The organism is Swaminathania salitolerans, from assembly GCF_007988945.1.
Lineage (GTDB): Bacteria > Pseudomonadota > Alphaproteobacteria > Acetobacterales > Acetobacteraceae > Swaminathania > Swaminathania salitolerans.
This window is the reverse complement of record NZ_BJVC01000003.1, coordinates 26,498-48,579: the sequence shown is the minus strand read 5'-3', so window position 1 is coordinate 48,579 and position 22,082 is coordinate 26,498. Positions and strand designations below refer to the sequence as shown.

Here is a 22,082-nt window from a genome sequence, read left to right as displayed (position 1 = left end):
ACCGCCTCGCGCTCACTCATGACTCAAACCGCATTAATCTGAAAACGAAGTATGCATCGCACGTATGATTCCGATCATGGAGATGATCTGTGTGCATAACTCTCGATGAGGAAAAGACCGAAAAAATCGATGGAGATGAGAGAGATTTAAGATTCCGTTTATCTTGGAGAGGCGAGAATCGTGTTCTGGATCACTATAACCGGTCAGTCAGGAAAGAAATCATCGCCCCGGAGAGGCAATATTGCCTCGCGGTCCGGTCCGAAATCCTGCGTTGCGTGAAGGGTGAGCGCCGGATACCGGTCGGCTCCGGTCCTCAGGCGGCGAACTGACTGACCATTTCGTGCAGCTGCACGGGATCTTCGGTCAGAATGGCGCGGCGATAGAGATCGTCGCAGGCCTCGATGGTCAGGGAGCGCACCATGCGCTTGACCTGCGGCAGGGAGGCCGCCGACATCGAAAACGAGCGCAACCCCATACCGATCAAGAGAGGAACGGCATGGGGATCGGCAGCGATCTCGCCACACACGCAGACGGAACGACGGGCCCGAAGACCCTCATCGACCGAGAAGCGAAGAAGGCGCAGGACCGCGGGGTGCAGCGTGGTATAAAGCGCCGATCCCATCGAGGCCGCACGATCCACCGCAAGGGTGTACATCGTCAGGTCGTTGGTGCCGAGCGCCAGAAAATCGGCCTGCATGACGAGGGCGCCTGCGGTCAGGGCAGCGGCAGGCGTCTCGATCATGACACCAAGCGGGGGCAGCTCCGCAGGAAGCCTGACCCCGCGGCGGCGGAGGCGTCTCGCGCAGCGTTCGAATATCTGCCGGGTGGCGATCACCTCGTTGACCGAGCTGACCATGGGCAGAAGAATACGGACAGGACCGTCGAGGCTGGCACGCAGCAACGCGCAGAGCTGCGTTTCGAGAATTTCGGGATGCCGCAGGAGAAGCCTCAGCCCCCTCACGCCCAGTGCCGGATTTTCCTCTTCCTGATGGTCGTCGATTCCGAGCTGCCTGAGGCGGGCCAGCCCTTTCTCCCCACCCCAGTCGAGCACGCGTATCGTCGTGTTCATCCCCGCCATCTCGGTCACGATGCGTGCATAGACCGCGTATTGCCCGTCCTCATCGGGCAGGGGAGCGCTTTCATCAAACAGGAATTCGGTGCGAAGCAGCCCGATCCCGGTCGCTCCGTTCCGATGGAGCAGAGGCAGTTCGTTCGGGATTTCGACATTGGCGAGGAGCTCGATATCCTCACCGCTCAGCAGGCGGCTGGGCAGCCGGCGCAACCGGCCGATTCCCTTGCGTTCGCGGGCCTCTTCCGCCATGGCCTCCCGGGCCGAGGCGAGGGTCGCGGAATCCGGATGTACCGTCACGCGTCCCGTGCTGCCATCGACGATCACGAGACTGCCGTCGCTGACATGGGTGAGGAGATCGGGCACCGCCAGCACTGCGGGCACGTTGAGCGCCCGGAGCATGATCGCGGTATGATCGGTCACGCCGCCGCCTTCGGAGACAACGGCGGCTATCCGGTTCGGATCGATGACCGCGGCATCTGCGGGACGGATCTGTTCGGCCAGCAGGGCCGAGCCGCCCGGAATATCGCTGAACGCCCTGAACGAGACGCCTGTCAGATTGCGCAGGAGGCGCCTTGCGACCTCGCGGAATTCTCCCTCGCGGCGGCGCGCACCCTCGATTTCCTCTTCCGGCATCCCGGGCTGCGGCCCGGCTTGCGCTGCCAGCACGTCGCTCTCGAGCTGGACGGCGGATTCCGCAGTCAGCCCGTCTTCCGTCAGACGGCGATGCGCTGCACGCACGAGGCGCGAATGACTGAGCATGCGCTCATAGACAGAGAGCAGGGCATCGATCTCGATGCGCCCTTCCTCGGGAAGCGCATCGAGCTTCGACCGCAGCTTGCGCAGCTGTTTGAGCGTCAGGGTAATGGCCTGGTCGAGACGCTCGCGTTCGGCCTCGACCGTGCGCTGGGTGGGAGTCGGTTCGATATGCGGGAGCGGCCGCTCATGAGCGAGGCTTGCCCGGGCGATCACCACACCCGGCGAGATGCCGAGTCCCTGCAGGGAGATCATCGGCAGGCCGTCAGGGAGGAGCGTACTGCCCGCAGGCCGTCTCAGACGCTTAATCACGCTCGCCGAAGCCGTCGGCTACGAGGGCGACGAGCGCATCGAGGGCCGCCCCGGCCTGGGGGCCGGTCGCGCTGAGGGCAATCGTCTCGCCCCGTCCGGCGCCGAGCATCATCAGCCCCATGATCGACAGGGCGGAAACGGTCTGACCTTGTCGGCTCACCTCGATCTGCGCGTCGAAGCTCTCGGCGAGAGTCACGAATTTCGCCGCTGCCCGTGCGTGAAGCCCGAGGCGGTTGACGATGACGACATCGCGTTCCAGCGTCGGGGCCGCATTCATTGTGCCGCCTGACGCCGCGTGCCGAGATGGGGGGAGAGGGGAGGAACATAGCTCATGGTTGTATTGACCACCATTTCACAGCTTTTTCCACCCTGAAGGCAAGATGGGGGCAGCTGATAGGCGGCGGCGATATATTTGCGTCCCGCCAGTGTCGCGAGTTCGGCGCATTCCGCAAGGTTGAGCGTCCGTCGCGTCTTGGCAAGCTTGACCAGCATGGGAACGTTGACGCCGGCAAGAACCTCGATCCGCCCCTCTACGCGCAGGGAGAGAGCGACATTGGAGGGCGTGCTGCCGAATATATCCGTCAGAAGAAGCACGCCGTCGCCGGAATCGACCGCGCGGATCGCGGCGGTCAGCCGGGCACGGGCAATCACGACATCGTCGTCGGGCAATACGCCCAAGGTCGCGATCTGGGCCTGCGGGCCGACGACATGGGTGACGATTTCGAGAAGGGACTGGGCGAGCGAGCCGTGGGTGACAAGGACGATCCCGATCATCGGGGCATTCCTTCAGGGGGCGTGCCAATCGTCGGAAATGACGAGCTCATGACATATTGGCAATCGGAAGGCGTTATCAAGACGGCTCGATCCGTATCTGTTCATCCGGCGTGGCACGAGGGCTGGGAGGACGCACCCAGCGCCAGGCGCTGCGTCCCTGACGTGCCAGTTCCCGATGCATGACGACGATCGGTCCGTCTGACAAGTGTGTAATGTCCGCAGAGTGGCCCAGAGCCGCCGCAATCTCTTCAACAAGTGTTACAGACCGGTGCTGACCGCCCGAACATCCCACGGCGATCGTTGCGTGTTTCTTGCCTTCGGTCACGAAGCGCGGCAGCACGAGACGCAGCAGATCCATGATTCTGGAAAAGAAGACCGGATAATCCGGATCGCCATGGACATAGTCGCGTACGGCCTCGTCGAGTCCGGTCATGGCCTTGAGGGCACCGTCATAATGCGGATTGCGGAGGAAGCGGGCGTCGAACACCATGTCGGCCTCACGCGGAAGCCCCGCAGGATAGGCGAACGACATCAGCGTGACGGTCAGGGACTCGGCGTCATCGGGCCGGCCGAAGCGCGATTCGATCAGCCTGCGCAGATCTGGCGGCGGCAGGTCCGAGGTGTCGATCACCAGATCCGTCGCGGCACGCAGGGGGGCGAGGAGCGCGACCTCCTGGGCGATACTGGCGCTGAGCCCGGGCGCCGCTCCCGTCGAATTGTCCAGAGGGTGGCGCCTGCGCGTGGCGGTGAAGCGACGCAGGAGGATGTCCGTTTCTGCCGTGGCGAAAAGCAGTTCGACATGCAGTCCTGCCAGTGCACGCAGACGCGCAAGGGCATCGAGCACTGCCCGGGCCTCGAAACCGCGCGTGCGCACATCGATCCCGATCGCCAGCGGATTGTCCGAACGCGTCACGAGCGCCTCGAGCAGGGTCAGGGGCGGATTATCGGTTACCTCATAGCCGAGATCCTCCATGATCCTGAGAATGGAGGATTTTCCGGCGCCTGACAGCCCCGTGACGAGCAGGATGCGTCGCACTGCGGTCACTGACATTGTGGTCACGGGCGGGCCTTCTCCATCTCGGGTCGGGGGTGCATGATCGCAGTCTAGTCCTCTTCCGTTCCGAAGGGGAGAGGTTTGCTGAACGCCGTGCCGCCATTGACCCCGCAAACCAGGGTATATCGCCCCTCCGCGCAGTGCAGGGCCGTACGGATGATCGAGACCGCGTCTGCGTGGAACGCGTCGAGCCGTATCGACCATGCGCCGCTTGCGACATGCAGCGCGGATCGGGGCAGCCGCTCCGGAGGCGTTTCGGAGTCGAGCTCGACATGAAGGCGGATACGGCATCGCGGGAGGCTGGGCATCGAGACGATGCCAAGGCCGCGTATCTCCATCAGCCCGGCAAGAGCGGGCGGGGCGCAGGCCTCTCCCCCCCGCAACTCCACCCGATCGTCGGCGACGAGAGCGAACCCCGCATCGACCAGACGCAGCAGGAGGCTCGATTTTCCACTGCCGGAGGCGCCGGTCAGCAGCACGCCCTGTCCGTTCCACGCTGCGCAGGAGGCATGGATAAGCGATGTGCAGGGCGGGCTTTGTGCAGTATGCTCGGCGCCATGCATGAGTATCCTTCCTCTCCTTCCCGTCCGGTCCTGAAGGACTGCGTGACGTATTATGGTGTGACAGGGCTGGACCAGGACGGTCGGGCGCCCGAAAGCGTCATCGAGGAATGCCAGAACGCGATGGCCCGCATCCGGGCCATACTTGCGACCCATGATCTCGTCCCCGAGGACATCACCCATCTGGCCTACATGATTCCGGACAGTTCCGTCTTCGCGTCCTGCCAGAGGATCGTGGCCGAGGTTCTCGGCCCGGCCCGGCCCGCGCTGACCCTGCGCGTCAAGCCCGGTTTCGACACGCCGGGTCAGCGTCTGGAGTTCAATTTCATCGCCTCGCCGTAAGGCCCGGCATCCGTCTTCCCGCCGGGCACAGGCGAGGCAGGAAGACCCGGGTGCGATGCCCGATGCCCGATATCTGGTGCCCGATATCTGGTGCCAGATATCTGGTGCGCGCGCGGCGGACGCCGCAGCGCGTGACGGCTCAGCGCGGCGAGAACAGGGTTGTCAGGCGGTCGGGCGTATTGCCGATCCGCTCGAGATGCGGATAGCGCAGACCGTCATGATAGGGGATCGTGACGGTGTGCAGATGGGTTCCCGACCTGACGATCAGCGTGATCGGCGTCTGTCCGGTCTTTGCCTCCTTTACGGCATCGATCATCCTCTCCTTCGAGAAATCGGACCCGTTGACCCCGACGATCACGTCGTGAATGGCAAGACCTGCCTCGAACGCAGGGCTGTCCCACGCCACCGTCGTGAGCGCGCCGGTCTTTTCCTTGACGGCCAGACCGAGCGAGAAGCGGAAATCCAGCTGGTGGCGGATCTTCGCTCTCTGAGCCTCGAACGCGTTTTCCCGGTCGGTGAAGACCAGCCTGTATCCACCGGCTTCCAGACCGCCCAGCGGCGCGCGTTTCTGCACGCGGCTGATCCTGTCGCGCAGGAACGTCGCCCAGTCGTAGGGAACGACCTTGTTCAGGGTCAGCACGACATCGTCGAAGCCATATGTGCTGACGATGATGCTGCCGTCATGGGTCCCGAAGAAAGCCTTCGCGAAATCGTCGAGCGACTTCGTGTCCTTCGAGAGTTTCCGGATCATCATGTCCGCATCGAGCCAGATCAGCTCGCCTTCGACATAGTAATCCTCCGAACGCTGGAAATCGCGCCAGGAGAGCGGGGCTCTCTGGGCGATGATGGGGTCGTTGGTCGTATCGGCCACCGGGCGCCAGCTCCGGCCGGATTGCGCGTCATAGGTCGCGGCCATGAGCGCCAGCGAATCGAACCCCTGGTCCTTGCTCACGAGGCCGGAACGCGCAGCCAGGATATTGCCCCAGAATTCCGTCTGACCCTCATAGACCCAGAGCAGGGATCCGCGCTGGGGTGCGTTGAAGGTCGCGCCGTACAGATCGGCGGGTCTGCGATATTTCCCGTTCCATGAATGCGTATATTCATGAGCGAGAAGATCGCGCTGGGGAAAGGAGTGCGCCCAGTCCGTGAAGTAATCCTCGGTGACGCTGTCTTCGCTCGACTGGTGATGCTCCAGACCGATGCGTCCGAGTTCGTCGGTCAGCGCCATCAGGAAATCGTAATGCGCGTAATGCTGCGATCCGAAGGTCAGAAGCGCCTGACGAACGAGATTGCGATGGATCTGGAGTTCGGCATCCGTATAGGCCAGATCGCCCGGCTTGTCGGCAACCATGTTGAGCGTGACCGGCACGCCGCCCGGCGCATTGAGCGCAACCTTGCGGAAATACGCCCCCGCGAAGATCGGGGAATCGACGAGCGTGTTGTAGGACACGGTCTGGAAGTGAAGCGTGTCGCCCGTGGCCTTGCCCCGGGGGCGCAAGGCCGTGCCGGCCTGCCAGCCATGCGGCAGGGTCACATCCGGCTGGACCTGTATGTCACGCGAATAATATCCGGCGGGATAGAGCGAGACCTCGTTCCACTGCACATTCACGATATGAGGCGTCATGACGACACGCCCTTCCTCGTCGCTGACCGGTGAGAGCAGCTTGAACGAGACGTCGAGCTGCTTCTGGTCCTTCGTGACGGGGATATGGAATGCGAACACATCGACCGTATCGCGCTGCCAGGGCAGGATCTTGTCGCCGGATCGCACGACCAGCCCGCCGAGCTGGGTGATGGTCCCCTCCGGCGCATGACCGCCCGGGATCCATTTCGGATAGAGCAGGATCAGTTCGCCAGCCGCGCGCGCCGCTTCGGGAACGGGCACGGTTTCCGAAACCGTCATGACGTGATGGGCAAGATCCGTGGCGTCCACGGACAATCCGATCGTGCCCGGAAAGGCGACGTCCTTCGCCTGGGGCAGGGGCGTCGGCAGGGGAGCGGCCTCCGGCTGCGCCTGGGCCTGATCTTTGGACTGGGACTGATCTTTGGTCTGGGACTGGGGATCGGTGGATGCCGCGCGGGCGAGGGATATCTGGGAGCAGAGCGCACAGGTCGCCAGAAAGGTCCCGGCGCGAAGGAGGCGGGTCGTCAAGAAGGCATACTCCCAAAAAGGATCGGATCGGTATTTTTCGTTACCAGACCGGAAAGCACCGGTCGTGGCAAGCCATGCCGCCCGATCGGAGGCGATAATCTTCGTCATAGGGTGCCGCGACGGAGGGACGGAGCCCGATGCATGACTGCGGAGGACTGCGGAACATGAATCCGGCCAGTGGCCCCTAGCGCAGGGCGAGCAAGGCGGCATCCGCCCCGAGAACGGCTGTATTCGTGGTCAGCACCACCTCGCTCAGGAGCCATTCCGGGCGCACCGTGTCGAGATCGTGGACGGGTACGACCCTGCCCTCGCGGGCCGTGACCGTGAGGGCAGCCTGATCCGCCAGAGCCGTGCCCCGCTGGATCAGCATGGCATCGCATTCGGGCAGGGCGCCGGGATCGACCCGGGTGATCATGTCGGAAAGATGCCGCGAGACCTGCCCCAGCCATTCGACGGCGGAATCCGGCGCGAGGACGAGCACGGTGTTTCCGGTGGCGAGGGCGAGACCCACGGCATGCAGGACGGCAGGCCAGCTCTCGCCCGCACAGAGTATCGTGCCGCGAGGCTGGAGGCTGTAGCGGTTGGTCTCTCCCGCCGGACCGGGAAGGGCGATGGTATAGCCGCACAGACCATGAGCGATCGCGCCGCGCAGACGTCGGGCCGAGGGTGGGTCGCGCGGCTCGAGAAAGGCGAGCAGGGCGCGGGCGGCGGGAGGAACGAAGGCATTCGGCAAGGGCTGCAGCGGGCATGGCGCGCCATAGGTCAGGCGAGGCAGCAGCAACGGTCCCCCCGCCTTGGGGCCCGAGCCCGACATTCCCTTGCCTCCATAAGGCTGGCTGCCGACCCGCGCACCGATCATGGCCCGGTTGACGTAGAGATTGCCGGCGCGGGAGCGGGCGCAGCAGCGGCGCAGGGTCGAGGGCACGCGGCTCTGCACGCCGAAAGTCAGGGCGTAGCCGGTCGCATTGAGCGCGTCGATCGTCCCTTCGAGCTCATGGCGGGCAAAGCGTCGTATATGGAGAACCGGGCCGAAGATCTCGGTCCCGAGATCGGCGATGCGTCCGATCTCGATGAGGGTCGGGGGAACGAAATGCCCCTTGAGGGTCGCGGCCTCGAGCGGCGGCTGCCATATGCGATGCCCGGCCCGGCCCATACGCGCGACATGCTCCTCGATCCGCACGCGCGCAATGGAGGAGATGACCGGCCCGATATCCGTATCCGGGGCTTCGGGGGCTGCCACACGCAGTTCGGCCATGGCGCCGAGAAGCCGCTCGATCAGGGCATCGGCGCAGTCCTCCTGCACCAGCAGGATACGCAGGGATGCGCTGCGCTGCCCGGCGCTGTTGAAGGCCGAGCGCAGAACGTCGCTGACGACCCGGTCGGTGGCGGCCGTGCTGTCGACCAGCATCGCATTCTGCCCGCTCGTATCGGCCAGAAGCGGGACGGGTTGTCCCGTGCGGCCGGTCCGGCCGAGAAGCTCCCGGCTGATCGTCTTTGCGACGGCGGTCGAGCCGGTGAACATCACCCCGTCTATGCGGGAATCGGCGACGAGCGATGCGCCGACATTGCCCTCGCCGGGCAGAAGCTGAAGCGCGCCGGGCGGAAGCCCGGCGGCAAGGAACAGACGCACGACATGAGCCGCGATGAGGGGCGTTTCCTCGGCCGGTTTCGCGATCACGGCATTGCCTGCGCCGAGTGCGGCGGCGATCTGCCCGGTCAGGATGGAGAGCGGGAAATTCCAGGGGCTTATGCACAGAACGATTCCGAGCGGTGCACCGAGGCGGGAGGCGCCGTCCAGCGCGCGGAGTTCGGAAGCGTAGAAATTGAGGAAATCGATCGTCTCGCGCAGTTCGTCGCGCGCATCCGCGACGGTCTTGCCGGCTTCGCGGATCAGCAATGCGAGAAGCGCGAAACGGTCTTCCATCACCGCCCGGGCCATGGCTTCCAGACAGCGCGCGCGCGCGTCGGGGGAAAAGCGACGCCAGTCCCGCTCGGCCTCCGCGGCATTGAGCGCGGCGTCTATGTCCCGGGGGCGGGCATGAAGGACGGTGCCGACATGATCTTCCTGGTCCGCCGGGTTTCTCACGATGCGCGCGCGCATGTCGGTCCGTGGCATGGCGGGGCCGATCGGCCCGGAGAGACGGTGCATATCCCGGTCTGCAAGCGCTTCCCCGAGGGCGATGCGGAACACAGGATCGTTTACGTCCTGTCCCCAGCTCTCCCGGATCTCCCGGGTTTCCCAAGTTTCCCACCTCTCCTGCAGCGTCGGCGGATCCTGTTTCACGGCGTCGAAGACCGGACCGGATGCGCCGGGAGCGATCGGCAGGGGAAGCTCCGGATTGGGCGCACCCCGCGGCAGGATCGCCCGGGCCTCGATGGCAGGATCGGCGGCCCATGAAGTGGCGGCCCATGTATCCGTCCCGGAGGTTCTGGTCGTTGCCCGGTTGAGAAAGCCGGAAGGTGCGGCGATCTCGAACAGACGGTCCATCACATAGGGGGAAAAAGCGTCTTTCTCCCCGAACGGGGTGAGCATACGGAAGCGGACGCTGCCGTCTCCGTTTCGCGGTCTGTCATGAGCGGGGAGGCGAGCGGGCGATGCATGAAGCGCCTCGCCGATACCGCGACGGCACTGGAATTCGAGCCGCGCTGCGCTGTCGGGCTCCGGCGGAACCAGATCGGCCAGAGCCCTGATCGTCGCGATTGCCCGCGCATCCTGGGTCGCGAATTGCGGGAAGATCGCATCGGGTCGCTCGAGGAGCTTTCGCGCGCAGGCGATATAGCTCACATCCGTGTGGCATTTGCGTGTGAATACGGGATATTCGGGCAAAGCCAGCGTCTGGGCCAGCCTGATCTCCTCTTCCCAGTGCTGCCCCTTGACCAGACGCAGCATGATACGCCGGCCGGTACGGGTTGCGAGATCTGTCAGGAGATCGATCAGGGGCATCGCCCATTTGCCCGAAGCCTGCACCGTAAAGCCGAGGCCATCCCATCCGGAGAGTTCAGGCGCCTCGCACAGGGCCGTGAAGAGACTCAGGGAGAGATCGAGCGTCCCGTATAATCCTGCATCGAACTGAAAGCCGATATCATGGGTGCGCGCGCGTGCCGCCAGAGCGATCAGGACGGGGGCCAGGGATTCGACCACCCGATCGTGAAAGGCGGTCTCGAAACGCGGATGCAGGGCTTCGGGGGCGAAGGTCACGCCCGGCCGCCCGGTCGGGGTGCTGCCACGGGCATGACGCCCCACCGTCTCGATGGCATCGGTGAGCAGGTGAACGGCCCGCTCGGCCTGTTTCCTTGTGCGGGCCTGAGGGGCCATCAGCGCGAAAAGCGTGACGAAACCGCCTTGCGCGTCCCGCTTGCAGTGTCTGAGCGCCCGGCCGAGCGTGTCATCCGGGATGAACTGTGCGCCAAGGCGCCTTATGGCGCGTTCGACGCCGTGGCGGATGAAGGGCGCCCCGCTGCGTGCGGCGAACCCGCGCAACCCGCCCGGACCCGGCTCACGCCCGCCCGCCTCTTTCGTATCCGGATCGGAGAGGTCCCGGTCGGTCGCGCTCGCCATTGCCCAGGCCGCCGCGCCGAGAAAGAGAGGCCGGTCATGCCCGGCATGATGCTGCCAGTCGCCCTGGCCGACCATCTCCCGGATGAAGAGATCGCGTGTTGCCGCGTCGGGAATACGCAGAAGCGCCTCGGTCAGGGAGAGCAGGGCGGTGTTCTCGACCGTCCCGAGCGGGAAGGCCTGCATCATCGTTTCCGCACCGTCCTTGTCGAGACGGGCGCGGAGCCGCTCCGTCAGGAAGCGCGTATCCGCCTCGACGCGCGCGACACTGTCGGCGGGCAGGGTCGCCCGGTCGATCATCGGCGCGAGGCTGCTCGCCTCCGGGAGGGATACGGCCTGTCGGAGAGCCTCTCTCTCCTGTATCGACCGCGAGACCGTGGAGAGGGGGGTGGCGAACGCTGTCATGCTGTCTCAGTCGGGCAGGGACCTAAAACGGCACGATAGAGGAGCGCCGGAGAGAGGAAAACCCTTCCGGCCCTGCTTCATGACCGACGTTGCGTCAGGAGCACGCCGGGCCGGGAAAACGGGTCAGGGATGACGCCGGGTAAAGAAGCGTACATTGCGCTCCTCGATCCCCAGATCGCGCAGGGCGGTGGCGAAGGTCTCGAAATGGGGCGTCTTCAGATGGATGTCGAAGGCGGCCCGGCTCGTATAGACTTCATGCAGCACGATGATGTCGGGAGCGTCTTCCTGCGTGAGAACGTCGAAGGCGAGACAGCCCTCCTCATCGGCCAGGGAGCGCTCGCTGTCGAAACGGCAGATGTCGAGGAAAGCATCGAAATTGACCTTCGGAGCGGCGAACTCGGCAATGACCGTGAAATGCTGTGACATGGCATGAATTCCTGATGGTTGGAGAATTGACTTTTCTGCCGCAAACCTGCCAAGAGTAAACACCGATTTACGGGAGAGACCGGACACATTTTCCGGCGCCGAAGGAGCAACCGCCCCGGAAACTCTCAGGCAAAAGGACCGGGATCGGCTGGAACTTCTGGAGAGAGGCATCCCTGGGGGATGTCCGCCGACGGGATAGCGATCTCAGGCAAAGGCGACAGAAGGGGCGACGATTTTTCTCGTTTCCTGTCCCTGGGGAGTCCACCCTGTGTCCGACGCTCTCTCTCTCACCCCGCTCGATGCCCTTCATCGCGCGCTCGGTGCCCGCATGGTGCCGTTCGCCGGTTACGCGATGCCCCTGCAATACAATGCGGGGCTGATGGCGGAACATCTCCACACGCGCAACAAGGCAGGCCTGTTCGACGTGTCCCATATGGGGCAGCTGCGGATCACGGCGCGGGTTGGAGGCTGTACGGAGGCCGCGCTGGCGCTCGAGAGCCTCATTCCGGTCGATCTGGCGGGCCTTGCCGCCAATCGTCAGCGTTACGGCTTCCTGACCAATGAGCGAGGCGGCATCCGCGACGATCTCATGGTTGCCAATATGGGCGACTGGCTGTTCGTGGTGGTCAACGCATCCTGCAAGGAGCAGGATACGGCCCTGCTGCAGGACAGGCTGGGCGATCGTCTCGTGATCGAGACGCTGGCGGATCGGGCGCTTCTCGCGCTCCAGGGCCCCGAGGCGGTCCATGTCCTGTCCGAGCTTTGCCCCGAGGCGGCGACCATGCGGTTCATGGATGCGATCGAGGCCGATATCGATGGCATTCCCTGCACGGTGACCCGGTCTGGCTATACGGGTGAGGACGGATTCGAGATCGGTATCCCGGCAGATCACGCCGAACAGATCGCCCGGGCGCTTCTGGCCGATGAGCGCGTTCTCCCTGTCGGTCTCGGTGCGCGCGACAGCCTGCGTCTCGAGGCAGGGCTCTGTCTCTACGGCAGCGATCTCGACGAGACGACGACCCCGCTCGAGGCCGCGCTCGGCTGGGCGATACAGAAAACCCGGCGCGAGGGCGGTGTCCGGGCAGGGGGATATCCCGGCGCCGATATCGTGATGGCCCAGGCCCGCGAGGGGGTCGGTCGCCTGCGTGTCGGGCTTGCGGCGGAGGGGCGTGCGCCGATCCGTGCCGGCACCGAGCTTTTTGCCGATGCGGAAGGACGGGAGAAAGTCGGTCATGTCACTTCTGGCGCATTCGGCCCGAGCGTGAGCGCTCCCGTGGCCATGGGCTATGTCGCGACATCGCATGCCGCGGTCGGCACGACGCTTTTCGGTGCATTGCGCGGCCGTCTGGTCCCGGTCGAGATCCGTGCCCTTCCCTTCGTTCCTCCCGGGTTCAAGCGCTGAGCCCGCAGGAGCGCCGCTCCCCGTTACCGTCCGCATCCGCCGGACGGCATCCGGTCGTAATCCGCTTCAACTGACAAAGAGATCCGCTCATGAGCACAACCTATTACACGCCTTCGCATGAATGGCTCCGGCTTGACGGCGATATCGCGACCGTCGGCATCACGGCGCATGCCGCCGAGGAGCTGGGCGAGCTCGTCTTTGTCGAGGCGAAGGACGAAGGCACGGAACTGTCGCAGGGAGACGCTGCCGCCGTCGTGGAATCGGTCAAGGCCGCATCCGATATCTACGCGCCGGTCGGTGGCGTTCTGGCCGGGTTCAATACCCGCCTGTCGGAAGAGCCGACGCTGATCGGTGCCGACCCGGAAGGGGAGGGATGGATCTTCCAGCTGCGGATCAGCGATTCCGCACAGCTCGAATCCCTGCTCGATTCCGACGCCTACAAGGCTTCGCTCTGACCATGATCCGGGGTGGCGCCTCCACCCCGCTATCGCCCCGTTCCTGACGAGGATGAGACGCCCAGTGACCCGTACCGCCCCCACCCGTAACGACGCGCTCTGGCCGGCGAACGACGCCGACCGGTTCGTCTCGCGCCATAACGGCCCCCGGGCCGACGAGATCGACGCCATGCTCGGGACGCTTGGCGTCGCGAGTATCGATGCGCTGATCGAACAGACCGTTCCCTCCGCGATCCTTGACCGCAGGGCGTCGGGCATCGGTGCGGCGATGACGGAGACCGAGGCTCTGGCCCGCCTGCGGCAGATCGCCGGGCGGAACGTCGTCATGCAGTCGATGATCGGACAGGGCTATTACGGGACGGTGCTCCCGCCGGTCATCCAGCGGAACATTCTCGAGAATCCGGCCTGGTATACGGCCTATACGCCCTATCAGCCCGAAATCAGCCAGGGCCGTCTCGAGGCGCTTCTCAATTTCCAGACCCTGGTCTGCGATCTGACGGGGCTCGATATCGCCAATGCCTCGCTGCTCGACGAGGCGACCGCCTGTGCCGAAGCCATGGCGCTTGCCCAGCGCAATGCGAAAAACAAGGCGACCGTCTTTTTCGTCGATTCCGATACCCATCCGCAGACCCTGTCCGTGCTGCGCACCCGGGCCGAACCGCTGGGCTGGACCATCCGGACGGGCGATCCGGAAACCGAGCTCGATCCGTCCTGCGTGTTCGGCGCGCTTCTCTCCTATCCCGGAAGCTCGGGCGCGGTGCGCGATTTCCGCCCCGTGATCGAAGCGCTGCACGAAAAGGGTGCGCTCGTTGCCATGACATGCGATCCGCTTGCGCTCGTCCTGCTCGAGGCGCCCGGAGCGCTCGGCGCGGATATCGCGATCGGCTCTATGCAGCGTTTCGGCGTTCCCATGGGGTTCGGCGGCCCCCATGCAGGGTTCATGGCCGTCCGTGACGCCTACAAGCGTACCATGCCCGGGCGTCTTGTCGGTATCTCGCGGGATAGTCGCGGTGCGCCGGCCTATCGGCTTGCGCTTCAGACCCGCGAGCAGCATATCCGCCGCGAAAAGGCGACGTCGAATATCTGCACGGCACAGGTTCTTCTGGCGGTCATCTCCTCCATGTATGCCGTCTATCACGGTCCCGAAGGACTGCGGGCGATCGCCGGAAGGGTGAACCGCCTTGCCGCCATCCTGGCGGAGGGGCTGCGGGCCCTGGCCGTCAGGGTCGAGACATGCGCGTTTTTCGATACGATCACGGTGCAGGCCGGCGAATCGGCGGCGCTGGTGCTCGATCGCGCCCGGAAGGTCGGGATCAACCTGCGCGATCTGGGCGATGGCCGGATCGGTATCGCGTGCGACGAAACGACGGAACCCGCTCACATCAAGGCGCTATGGCGTTGCTTCTGTCCTGACGAGGCGCGTCTTGCCGCGCTGGAATCGGGTCTCGAGGCGCAGAACACCCTCCCGGTCTCGCTTCGCAGGCAGGGCGCTCTCCTGACGGCCGAAGTCTTTCACGCCCATCGTTCCGAAACCGACCTGCTGCGTTACATGCGCCGTCTGTCGGATATGGATCTGGCGCTCGACCGGACGATGATCCCGCTCGGCTCCTGCACGATGAAGCTCAACGCGACTGCCGAGATGATTCCCGTGACCTGGCCGGAATTCGGAGCGCTTCATCCCTTCGCGCCGCCGGAGCAGACCCGGGGGTATCATGAGCTTTTCGGGATTCTCGAACACGCGCTCTGTGCGGTGAGCGGATACGATGCCGTGTCGCTCCAGCCGAATTCGGGCGCCCAGGGTGAGTATGCCGGGCTTCTCGCCATCCGGGCCTATCACAAGGCCCGGGGAGAGACGGAGCGCGATGTCTGTCTGATTCCGGCCTCGGCGCACGGGACCAATCCGGCTTCGGCCCAGATGGTCGGGATGCGCGTGGTGGTCGTGGGCTGCGACTCCTCGGGCAATGTCGATCTGGACGATCTCCGTCGCAAAATCGCCCAGCATGAGGGGCGGATCGCGGCCCTCATGCTGACCTATCCCTCGACGCATGGCGTCTATGAGGAGGCTGTCGTCGAGATCTGCGATCTCGTGCATGAGGCGGGCGGGCAGGTCTATCTCGACGGCGCCAACATGAACGCCCAGGTGGGCCTCGCGCGTCCGGGTCATTACGGTGCCGATGTCTCCCACTTCAATCTGCACAAGACCTTCTGCATCCCGCATGGCGGTGGCGGTCCGGGAATGGGACCGATCGGCGTCAAGGCCCATCTCGCGCCCTATCTGCCCGGACGTCCCGAAGCAGGCGACGCGCATGCGGTTTCCGCGGCACCATTCGGCTCGGCCTCGATCCTGCCCATCTCCGTGGCCTATGTGCTGATGATGGGCGATGACGGGCTGCGTCAGGCGACGGAGACGGCGATTCTCAATGCCAATTACGTCGCAGCGCGGCTGGAGGGGCATTATCCGGTGCTCTATCGCGGGTGCAAGGGACGCACGGCGCATGAATGCATCATCGATCTGCGTCCGTTGAAGGAGGCTGCCGGAGTCACGGTGGACGATATCGCGAAACGCCTGATCGATCATGGCTTCCACGCTCCGACCGTCAGCTTCCCTGTTGCCGGAACCTTCATGATCGAGCCGACCGAGTCGGAAGGCAAACGCGAACTCGACCGTTTCTGCGATGCCATGATCGCGATCCGGAGCGAGATCGCGGCGATCGAGAGCGGCGCGATCGCTCTGGAGGCGAGCCCGCTGCGTCATGCGCCGCACACCACCGCCGATCTGACGGATTCGTGGGATCGCGCATATGACCGGATGCAGGGCGTGTTTCCCGGCGGTATGGATCGCGTGAAATATTTCGCGCCGGTAAACCGGATCGACAATGCCTGGGGCGATCGCAATCTCGTATGCGCCTGCCCGGAAACGACCTCCTACGCCGAAGCCGCCGAATAGCGCACGACACCCCCGGCAGACGCTCGCCCCCCCCTCTTTCCCCCGGGGGGGGGCTACTCCGTGAGAGGGGCCGGACAGGACGCCCGGTTCTCGACGCTTTGCAGGCCGAAGCGTCGATGGAGTTCATCGAAACAGCTGCGCTCGCGCAATGCGTGATGAAACTCGCTGATGGTCACGGGAAACTCATCCGAGATCTTCGTTCTGAGCCGGTCCCCTATATGGGATTTGCTGCGCGTGTGCGGGCGGTGATTCAGATAGAAAAACGGGCTCGATACGGCATAGGACAGGGTCGCATCGCGATCCTCGGGGTCGGGCATCTGCGTGCGGAAATAGGCGAGCGCATCATGCATCAGGGTAATGACCCTCGGCTCGTCCAGCTCCTCCGGAATGCAGAAAAGCCCCGCCTTGCGTATCCAGCCATGGCTCTCCGAAGAGAGGCGGACCAGGAGCGGGCTCAGGGTCAGCCCGAGGATGAGGGGCATGAACCAGAACAGGATCGACATCGGCGTCAGCCGATGATTCGAGATCGCGGCAAGCATGGCGATCTGCTGCTCCGGAATCCGGTTGATCTGGAAAAGCACATATCCTGCCAGAGCGAGGCCGGTGAGACTGACCCATCCGAATTGCGCCCAGCTGTCTTTCCACGGTGTCGCGGCGTCGTCGCGTTGCTGGGTTCCCCATGAGATCGTGCTGCGACGGAGCCAGAGCCAGAAGAAGCGGCTCAGACAGACCATGATCACGGGGGAGATGAAGAAGAAGAAGACGACCTCGATCAGGGTCGAGATGATGATCTTGTCCTGTCCTGCATAGCGCTTCGCCTTGCTGCTTTTCATATGCGTGCCGATGGCAATCAGACGCGGCAGGAAAAGGAAGATGATCGTCGCACCGAGAAGCATGAGTGCGGGGAGTTCAATCGCGGTGATGAATTGCGGCGCGATATGGCCCGATCTCAGGAAGGAGGTGGAATTATGCAAGGCGATCAGGAGAAACACGCACCAGATCGGGCAGGTGAGATATCCCATCACGCCCGTGAAGAACGTCTCGCGATGCAGCCCGGTGATCCCGTCCATCAGCAAGAAGCGCATATGCTGCAGATTGCCCTGCATCCAGCGTCGCTCACGCTGCAGGAATGCCCCGAGATTGGAGGGAATTTCCTCGTAACTGCCCTCTATCTCGGGAAGGAACCAGACTTCATAACCCGCTCTGGCCATCATGGCGGCTTCCAGAATGTCATGGGAGAGCGGCTTGCCGCCCCAGGGAGCGGATCCCTCGAGCGATGGGAGCATGCAATGTCTGACGAACGGCTCCATTCTGATCATCGCATTATGGCCGATATACGAGGCGTGGCCCATATGCATGGCCGTCATAGCGTGTGAAAACGCCGTGCCGCATATATGGGACGTGAATTGCTGCATCCGGCCGAAAATGCTGCTGCGCAGAATCGGTTTGGGATTGGTCTGCAGAATACCCAGACGATGATTGCCTTCCATCATGCGCAGGGTGGTATGGATTGCCTTGCCGTCCATCAGCGAATCGGCATCCATCATCCACATATAGCGATATCGACCGCTCCATCGGCGGCAGAAATCGACGATATTGCCGAGCTTCGCGTGGTGATTGGATGGCCGCCAGCGATAATAGACACGTGCATCCGGGTAGAGCTTGCGCAGCTTGTAGACCGCGGCCTGTTCGGCCACCCAGTATTCCAGCTTCCGCGAATCCGAGATCAGGAAAAGATCGTAGAGATGTGCGTGTTCGGGTGCGTGTTCGGTCAGCGTCACCCAGGCCGCCGCGAGGCGGGCGGCCACGGCAGCCGCATCCTCGTGATAGACGGGATAGATGATGGCGACCCGCGCCTCGGGTTCCGGATCCCGGGCCGTATGCATGGGGTGATGGGGGTTCTTTTCCGGTCCCCGGGCGGCATGATAGCTGCCGATGACCAGTTTGTAGAAGCTGGCAACCATCAGATAGATCATGATGGCGTTCAGGACGCTCCAGACCAGATAAAGGCTCTGCCCGAGCCGGGTATGCTGGTCGATCTGGAATTTCATCGTCGTGGCCGTCAGCCAGACCATGACGAAGGTCGTCAGCAATGTGGCGAGTTTGGCTCTCAGCCGCCGTCTCTCTGCGACCCTGATCCAGTCCGGCGCGGCGCCGACAGGAGCCCCCCGGCTCTGCATGCGCTGGAACATGCTCCGGATATTGCGTTTCCATCGCGTCTCCATGGGAGGCGCGCCGATGGGCAGCCGGTCCGGAGCGGGATGCTGCTCGTCGGGATAATGGCTGTCGAGCCATTCCCGGAGATCGTCCTGACTGCGGATGAGAGGGCCGATCCGGGCGGCATCGACAGGATCGACCCCGCCCTCGATCAGGTAATGTGTGTAGTCGGGCATGCGTTCCACCGGTGCTGATCCAGTCTCGTCGAGGGCGATTGGAGATAGGTCAACGGGCGACGGCAGCGATGAGGCCGAGCTGGAGGAAGGCAGTAATGACCCGCTCGACCGGGACGATCGGCGCTTCTCCGATATATACGATATCCTCGTCCTCGACCGGGAAGCGTTGTGCCGTGATCAGCCCTTCGCCGCTGTTCATGGGAAAACTGTAGAGAGACGGACGCGCGCCGTTTCCTTTTTTCCGGAGAACGAAGATCTCGCGATCGTTCGCCGTATTCGGGTTCAGCCCTTCCGCTGCGGCGACGACCTGTACGAGTGTCGGAGATTCCGAAAAACCGAGAAGCGTATTATGCGAAACCCCGCCACCGAGCATGGTGATCCGTACGCTGGCATCGCGCCGTACGATCAGATGGTCGCCCGGTTGCAGGGGAATGTCCTGCTCGAGGGCTTCGAGCATGGGGAGGCGGGCGATACGACGGTTGTTGCGCGAGACGCTCACCCATGCATCGGCATGATCACCTGCTGCATTGTGCTGCGCACCGAAAACGGTGGTACCGTCGCCCATCGCGGTGGTGAGGGCGCGTGCCATGGTAACGCCGCCCGCATTCCACGGCAGGATCGTCGGATGACCGGTCGCTCCGGTCACGATGATTCCATCCGTATCGGCCGATGCGCCGGTCGCAGGTCCCGAGGTGAGGGCCACTGCGGGATTCTGCATGGTGCCAAGACGCCTGTAGGCGTCGGTGAGAACCTCCTGCGCTCTGGGAACACTCAGTCCGACGATCCTGACCTTGCGGACATAAGGAAGCGTGATCGTCCCGTCGCTTGCCACCGGAAACGTTCCGATATCGGTGACGGTCGGCCCGGGGGCAGAGCTGACATCGCCCTCCTGTCCGGCGCCCTGGGAAAAGATCCACAGGCTGACATGAACCGTGTCGCCGATACCGAGACGATGATCGTGAACATGACCTCCCGTGCCCCTGATGGCGCTCAGCGCGTTCTCGAGGCGCGTAGTGCGGCGTATCGCAGCATCGCGCGCAAGAGCATCGACGAGCGCGCGCGTCGCGGGGACGAGCGTGACATCCGCCGTCTTCCTGAGGGCAGCGACAGACGGACCGGCTTCGGGAAGCGTGCAGGCGCCGAGGGCAGCGAGCAGGGAGAACATGGAGAGAGAGCGAAACGCAGTCGCGCGCATGGGGAAAACTCCTGACGATGAGGTCAGTGCTGGAGGGGGAGGAAAAAGTCCGGGAGGAAGCGTCCGGCCGATACGAGGCCTCTTCGCCTCGAGGGGCGGTTCAGCGTGTCGGACGTGCGATAGCGAGGAGCAGGGCGCTCAATCCGAGGACGAGCAGAATGCTCAGAATGCGATGGGGATATTCCGCACCCTGGAGTTTCGAGGGATAGCCGATCTGATGGATGTAATAATGATCCTGGCTCGCCTTGATCGTCGATTGCAGCAATGCGGTCCGTGCCTCACCCAGAAGGCGGGCATCGATTTCGTGCCGTGTCTCGAGGGCTGCGAATTCGGACGATCGGCCATTCATGTCTCGCAGACGGGAATCGGCGTCGGAGATCATGGTCTCGACGATGTCGAGTTGCGACCGGAAAGCGCTTGCGGCTGCGCTGTTCGGCGTGGCTCCGAGCAGGCCGGCGATCTTGGCGGACGTATCCAGTCGCTTCAGCAACAATTCCGTCCTGTGATTCATCATCGCCGTATAGAACGTATCGGGATGGTATATCCCCGTTGCGGATCGGAAGGTCTGCAGGTTCCGGTCGTCGTCCTGCAGGGCTTTCTCGAGTGTATCGACCTGCAGTTTTGCGGCCCGCGTATAATCCTCGTTTTCGCGGCTGTTCAGCTCTCTGATATGCGCGATGGTATCCGTCAGGATGAAGAGGGCAATGGCGTGCGCATCCTCGGGTGAGGGCGCACTGACCATGATCTGCGCGATGCCGCTCTTGCTGATCGCAACTTCGGTCGCTTTCCGATAGGCATCCCACAACGAGACGTCGCTGCGTGAAAACCAGCTCCCGAAGCTTCCGAACCGGCGAATGAAATCGTACCGTCCGTAGAGTCTCGCCAGATCGAACTTCTGGTTCACGCGCGCGAATTCGTCAGGTGTCGCTATGAAATCCTGCACGACATAGGCGCCGCCTCCCGACGGTTCGGAAGCGGCACTCAGAAGCGACGTCAATGTCTCGCTACTCTTCCCCGATCCGGATACTTCGAGGGACGCATGCGATACATAGACGGGAGAGGCGATCAGGCCGAAATAGGTGATCGCGCACAGATTCGGAATTCCGAACAGACTCCAGAAACGCGCATACTTCCAGAGCGGTTTCGGTCTGGACGCGACGGGGCCCGTACCGTTCTGGACGAGCGCCGGAAACGCACGGAGCTTGGACTGCGGCTCGATATTCACCTTGTTCTTGCTGCTGGACAATTCGGACAATCCTGTTCCTGGGATCGCGGCAGTGGTGTTTCGTTCGGTATCCACTCCGGAAGCGGCAAAACTGCTCGTCCTGAAGCGCAAGGGGATAGCGCTCTTCGTGAAAACTGACCGACACGACAAATAAGCGACCAATTCTCGCTGCCGGTTAATGATCGAATGTGCAGGAAGCAATAGATAGAATAGTGATTCGGATAAATTTAGATATTTTGATAAATATCCTAAATATATTATATTGTGTAAATAAACCCATATAGCGTGCGATAGTAAATTCAGAAAATATCTCCAATGTAGCTCGGAGATCCGGACTTGCTTGTATGCGTGTCCGGTTTGACGGGTTTTCATTGCAACAAGGTCGTGTTCTCGTCTGGCCCGGCGGTCTTCCGATTTCGGGAGGAGCCGGGCGGTATGATGCGACTCCGTGTCATCGGTAGCGCCGGGGCTTCGGCTTCCCATCCGTCGGGGGAAGCGCCTTTCGCCGGGCGATATTGGCGCGCGCGAAACTGTCGGCGTGCGCCCGATCGGGCAGACTACCGGTTACGGCATACCGGATTATCCGGACTCAGGTCGCCTGTCGGACATTCACCCATACGCCGCCTGTCAGGGCGATCAGTCTGGACGGCGACAGGCGAATCGATGCGGTGACCGCACCTGCCGCGGGGATAATCTCTCCGAAGGCCTGAAGCGAGAGATCGCAATAGATGGGCAGAGGCGAGGGGAGGCCGAAAGGGCAGACGCCGCCGACGGGGTGACTGGTCGCGTCCATCACTGCCTCGGCCCCGAGAAAGCGCGGTTTGCCACCGAGAACCTCCCGGGCACGCCGGTTATCCAGCTTCGCCGTTCCCGCCATCACGACGAGTGCGATCCGGCCGCCGGCCTCGACACAGAGGGTCTTGGCTATCTGGTCGGGTGCGACACCGTGGACGGCAGCGGCCTCGAGCACGGTCGCCGTGCTGCGACCGTCATCCACGATCGTGAGGTCGGGCGCGATCCGGGCGAGTTCCGCCCTGACGGATTCGAGACTCATGACGC

At 63.5% G+C, this 22,082-nt stretch carries 16 protein-coding genes and 1 riboswitch; of the genes, 4 read left to right on the top strand and 12 right to left on the bottom strand.

The genetic code is table 11. From position 1 onward, the window contains the following. Positions 1 to 313: 313 nt before the first annotated feature. From ptsP to SSA02_RS07455, 5 genes are all read right to left on the bottom strand, one after another. Positions 314 to 2,137, bottom strand: a complete 1,824-nt coding sequence (ptsP, locus tag SSA02_RS07475; RefSeq protein ID WP_246103720.1) for a phosphoenolpyruvate--protein phosphotransferase — start codon at positions 2,135 to 2,137, stop codon at positions 314 to 316. After that, the gene (locus tag SSA02_RS07470; RefSeq protein ID WP_147093456.1) at positions 2,130 to 2,414 is read right to left on the bottom strand and encodes an HPr family phosphocarrier protein; all 285 of its coding nucleotides are present in this window, start codon (positions 2,412 to 2,414) and stop codon (positions 2,130 to 2,132) included. Before SSA02_RS07470 ends, ptsP begins: the two co-directional genes overlap by 8 nt. Beyond that, positions 2,411 to 2,911, bottom strand: coding sequence for a PTS sugar transporter subunit IIA (locus tag SSA02_RS07465; protein ID WP_147093455.1), 501 nt, complete (start codon positions 2,909 to 2,911; stop codon positions 2,411 to 2,413). The genes SSA02_RS07470 and SSA02_RS07465 overlap by 4 nt, the downstream gene beginning before the upstream one ends. 76 nt (positions 2,912 to 2,987) lie before the next feature. Next, positions 2,988 to 3,962 carry an RNase adapter RapZ gene (gene rapZ / locus SSA02_RS07460; protein ID WP_147093680.1) on the bottom strand — a complete coding sequence of 325 codons (975 nt, stop codon included), beginning with the start codon at positions 3,960 to 3,962 and terminating at the stop codon, positions 2,988 to 2,990. A gap of 53 nt (positions 3,963 to 4,015) precedes the next feature. Continuing rightward, complete coding sequence (locus SSA02_RS07455; RefSeq protein ID WP_147093454.1) at positions 4,016 to 4,528, bottom strand: HPr kinase/phosphorylase; 513 nt, start codon at positions 4,526 to 4,528, stop codon at positions 4,016 to 4,018. Positions 4,529 to 4,570: 42 nt separating this feature from the next. On the opposite strand from SSA02_RS07455, the gene SSA02_RS07450 reads away from it, so the two are divergent. After that, on the top strand, positions 4,571 to 4,867 hold the full coding sequence (locus SSA02_RS07450; protein WP_147093453.1) for a RidA family protein: 297 nt from the start codon (positions 4,571 to 4,573) through the stop codon (positions 4,865 to 4,867). 139 nt (positions 4,868 to 5,006) lie between these two features. Here SSA02_RS07450 and SSA02_RS07445 read toward each other — a convergent pair whose 3' ends face one another. From SSA02_RS07445 to SSA02_RS07435, 3 genes are all read right to left on the bottom strand, one after another. Further along, positions 5,007 to 7,019, bottom strand: coding sequence for a M61 family metallopeptidase (locus tag SSA02_RS07445; RefSeq protein WP_246103718.1), 2,013 nt, complete (start codon positions 7,017 to 7,019; stop codon positions 5,007 to 5,009). A gap of 184 nt (positions 7,020 to 7,203) precedes the next feature. Further along, complete coding sequence (putA, locus tag SSA02_RS07440) at positions 7,204 to 10,980, bottom strand: bifunctional proline dehydrogenase/L-glutamate gamma-semialdehyde dehydrogenase PutA (RefSeq protein WP_147093451.1); 3,777 nt, start codon at positions 10,978 to 10,980, stop codon at positions 7,204 to 7,206. Between the two features lie 123 nt (positions 10,981 to 11,103). Further along, on the bottom strand, positions 11,104 to 11,406 hold the full coding sequence (locus tag SSA02_RS07435; RefSeq protein ID WP_147093450.1) for a putative quinol monooxygenase: 303 nt from the start codon (positions 11,404 to 11,406) through the stop codon (positions 11,104 to 11,106). Positions 11,407 to 11,465: 59 nt separating this feature from the next. After that, positions 11,466 to 11,557, top strand: a riboswitch (glycine riboswitch). Positions 11,558 to 11,674: 117 nt separating this feature from the next. Here SSA02_RS07435 and gcvT point away from each other — a divergent pair. The 3 genes from gcvT (at position 11,675) to gcvP (ending at position 16,210) form a co-directional block, all read left to right on the top strand. After that, the gene (gene gcvT, locus SSA02_RS07430) at positions 11,675 to 12,808 is read left to right on the top strand and encodes a glycine cleavage system aminomethyltransferase GcvT (RefSeq protein ID WP_147093449.1); all 1,134 of its coding nucleotides are present in this window, start codon (positions 11,675 to 11,677) and stop codon (positions 12,806 to 12,808) included. A gap of 89 nt (positions 12,809 to 12,897) precedes the next feature. Beyond that, positions 12,898 to 13,263, top strand: coding sequence for a glycine cleavage system protein GcvH (gcvH, locus tag SSA02_RS07425; protein ID WP_147093448.1), 366 nt, complete (start codon positions 12,898 to 12,900; stop codon positions 13,261 to 13,263). A 64-nt stretch (positions 13,264 to 13,327) separates the two neighbouring features. After that, positions 13,328 to 16,210, top strand: a complete 2,883-nt coding sequence (gene gcvP / locus SSA02_RS07420; protein ID WP_371859198.1) for an aminomethyl-transferring glycine dehydrogenase — start codon at positions 13,328 to 13,330, stop codon at positions 16,208 to 16,210. A gap of 53 nt (positions 16,211 to 16,263) precedes the next feature. On the opposite strand, the gene mdoH is transcribed toward gcvP, so the two are convergent. From mdoH to SSA02_RS07400, 4 genes are all read right to left on the bottom strand, one after another. Continuing rightward, entirely contained in the window at positions 16,264 to 18,603 is a 2,340-nt protein-coding gene (gene mdoH, locus SSA02_RS07415; RefSeq protein ID WP_147093446.1) for a glucans biosynthesis glucosyltransferase MdoH, read from the bottom strand. Between the two features lie 49 nt (positions 18,604 to 18,652). Continuing rightward, positions 18,653 to 19,798 (bottom strand): polysaccharide biosynthesis/export family protein, encoded by a 1,146-nt coding sequence (locus SSA02_RS07410; RefSeq protein WP_147093445.1) that lies wholly within the window; start codon positions 19,796 to 19,798, stop codon positions 18,653 to 18,655. Positions 19,799 to 19,898: 100 nt separating this feature from the next. Beyond that, on the bottom strand, positions 19,899 to 21,044 hold the full coding sequence (locus SSA02_RS07405) for a hypothetical protein (RefSeq protein WP_147093444.1): 1,146 nt from the start codon (positions 21,042 to 21,044) through the stop codon (positions 19,899 to 19,901). Between the two features lie 568 nt (positions 21,045 to 21,612). Then, positions 21,613 to 22,077, bottom strand: a complete 465-nt coding sequence (locus SSA02_RS07400; RefSeq protein WP_147093443.1) for a YbaK/EbsC family protein — start codon at positions 22,075 to 22,077, stop codon at positions 21,613 to 21,615. Positions 22,078 to 22,082 lie beyond the last annotated feature (5 nt).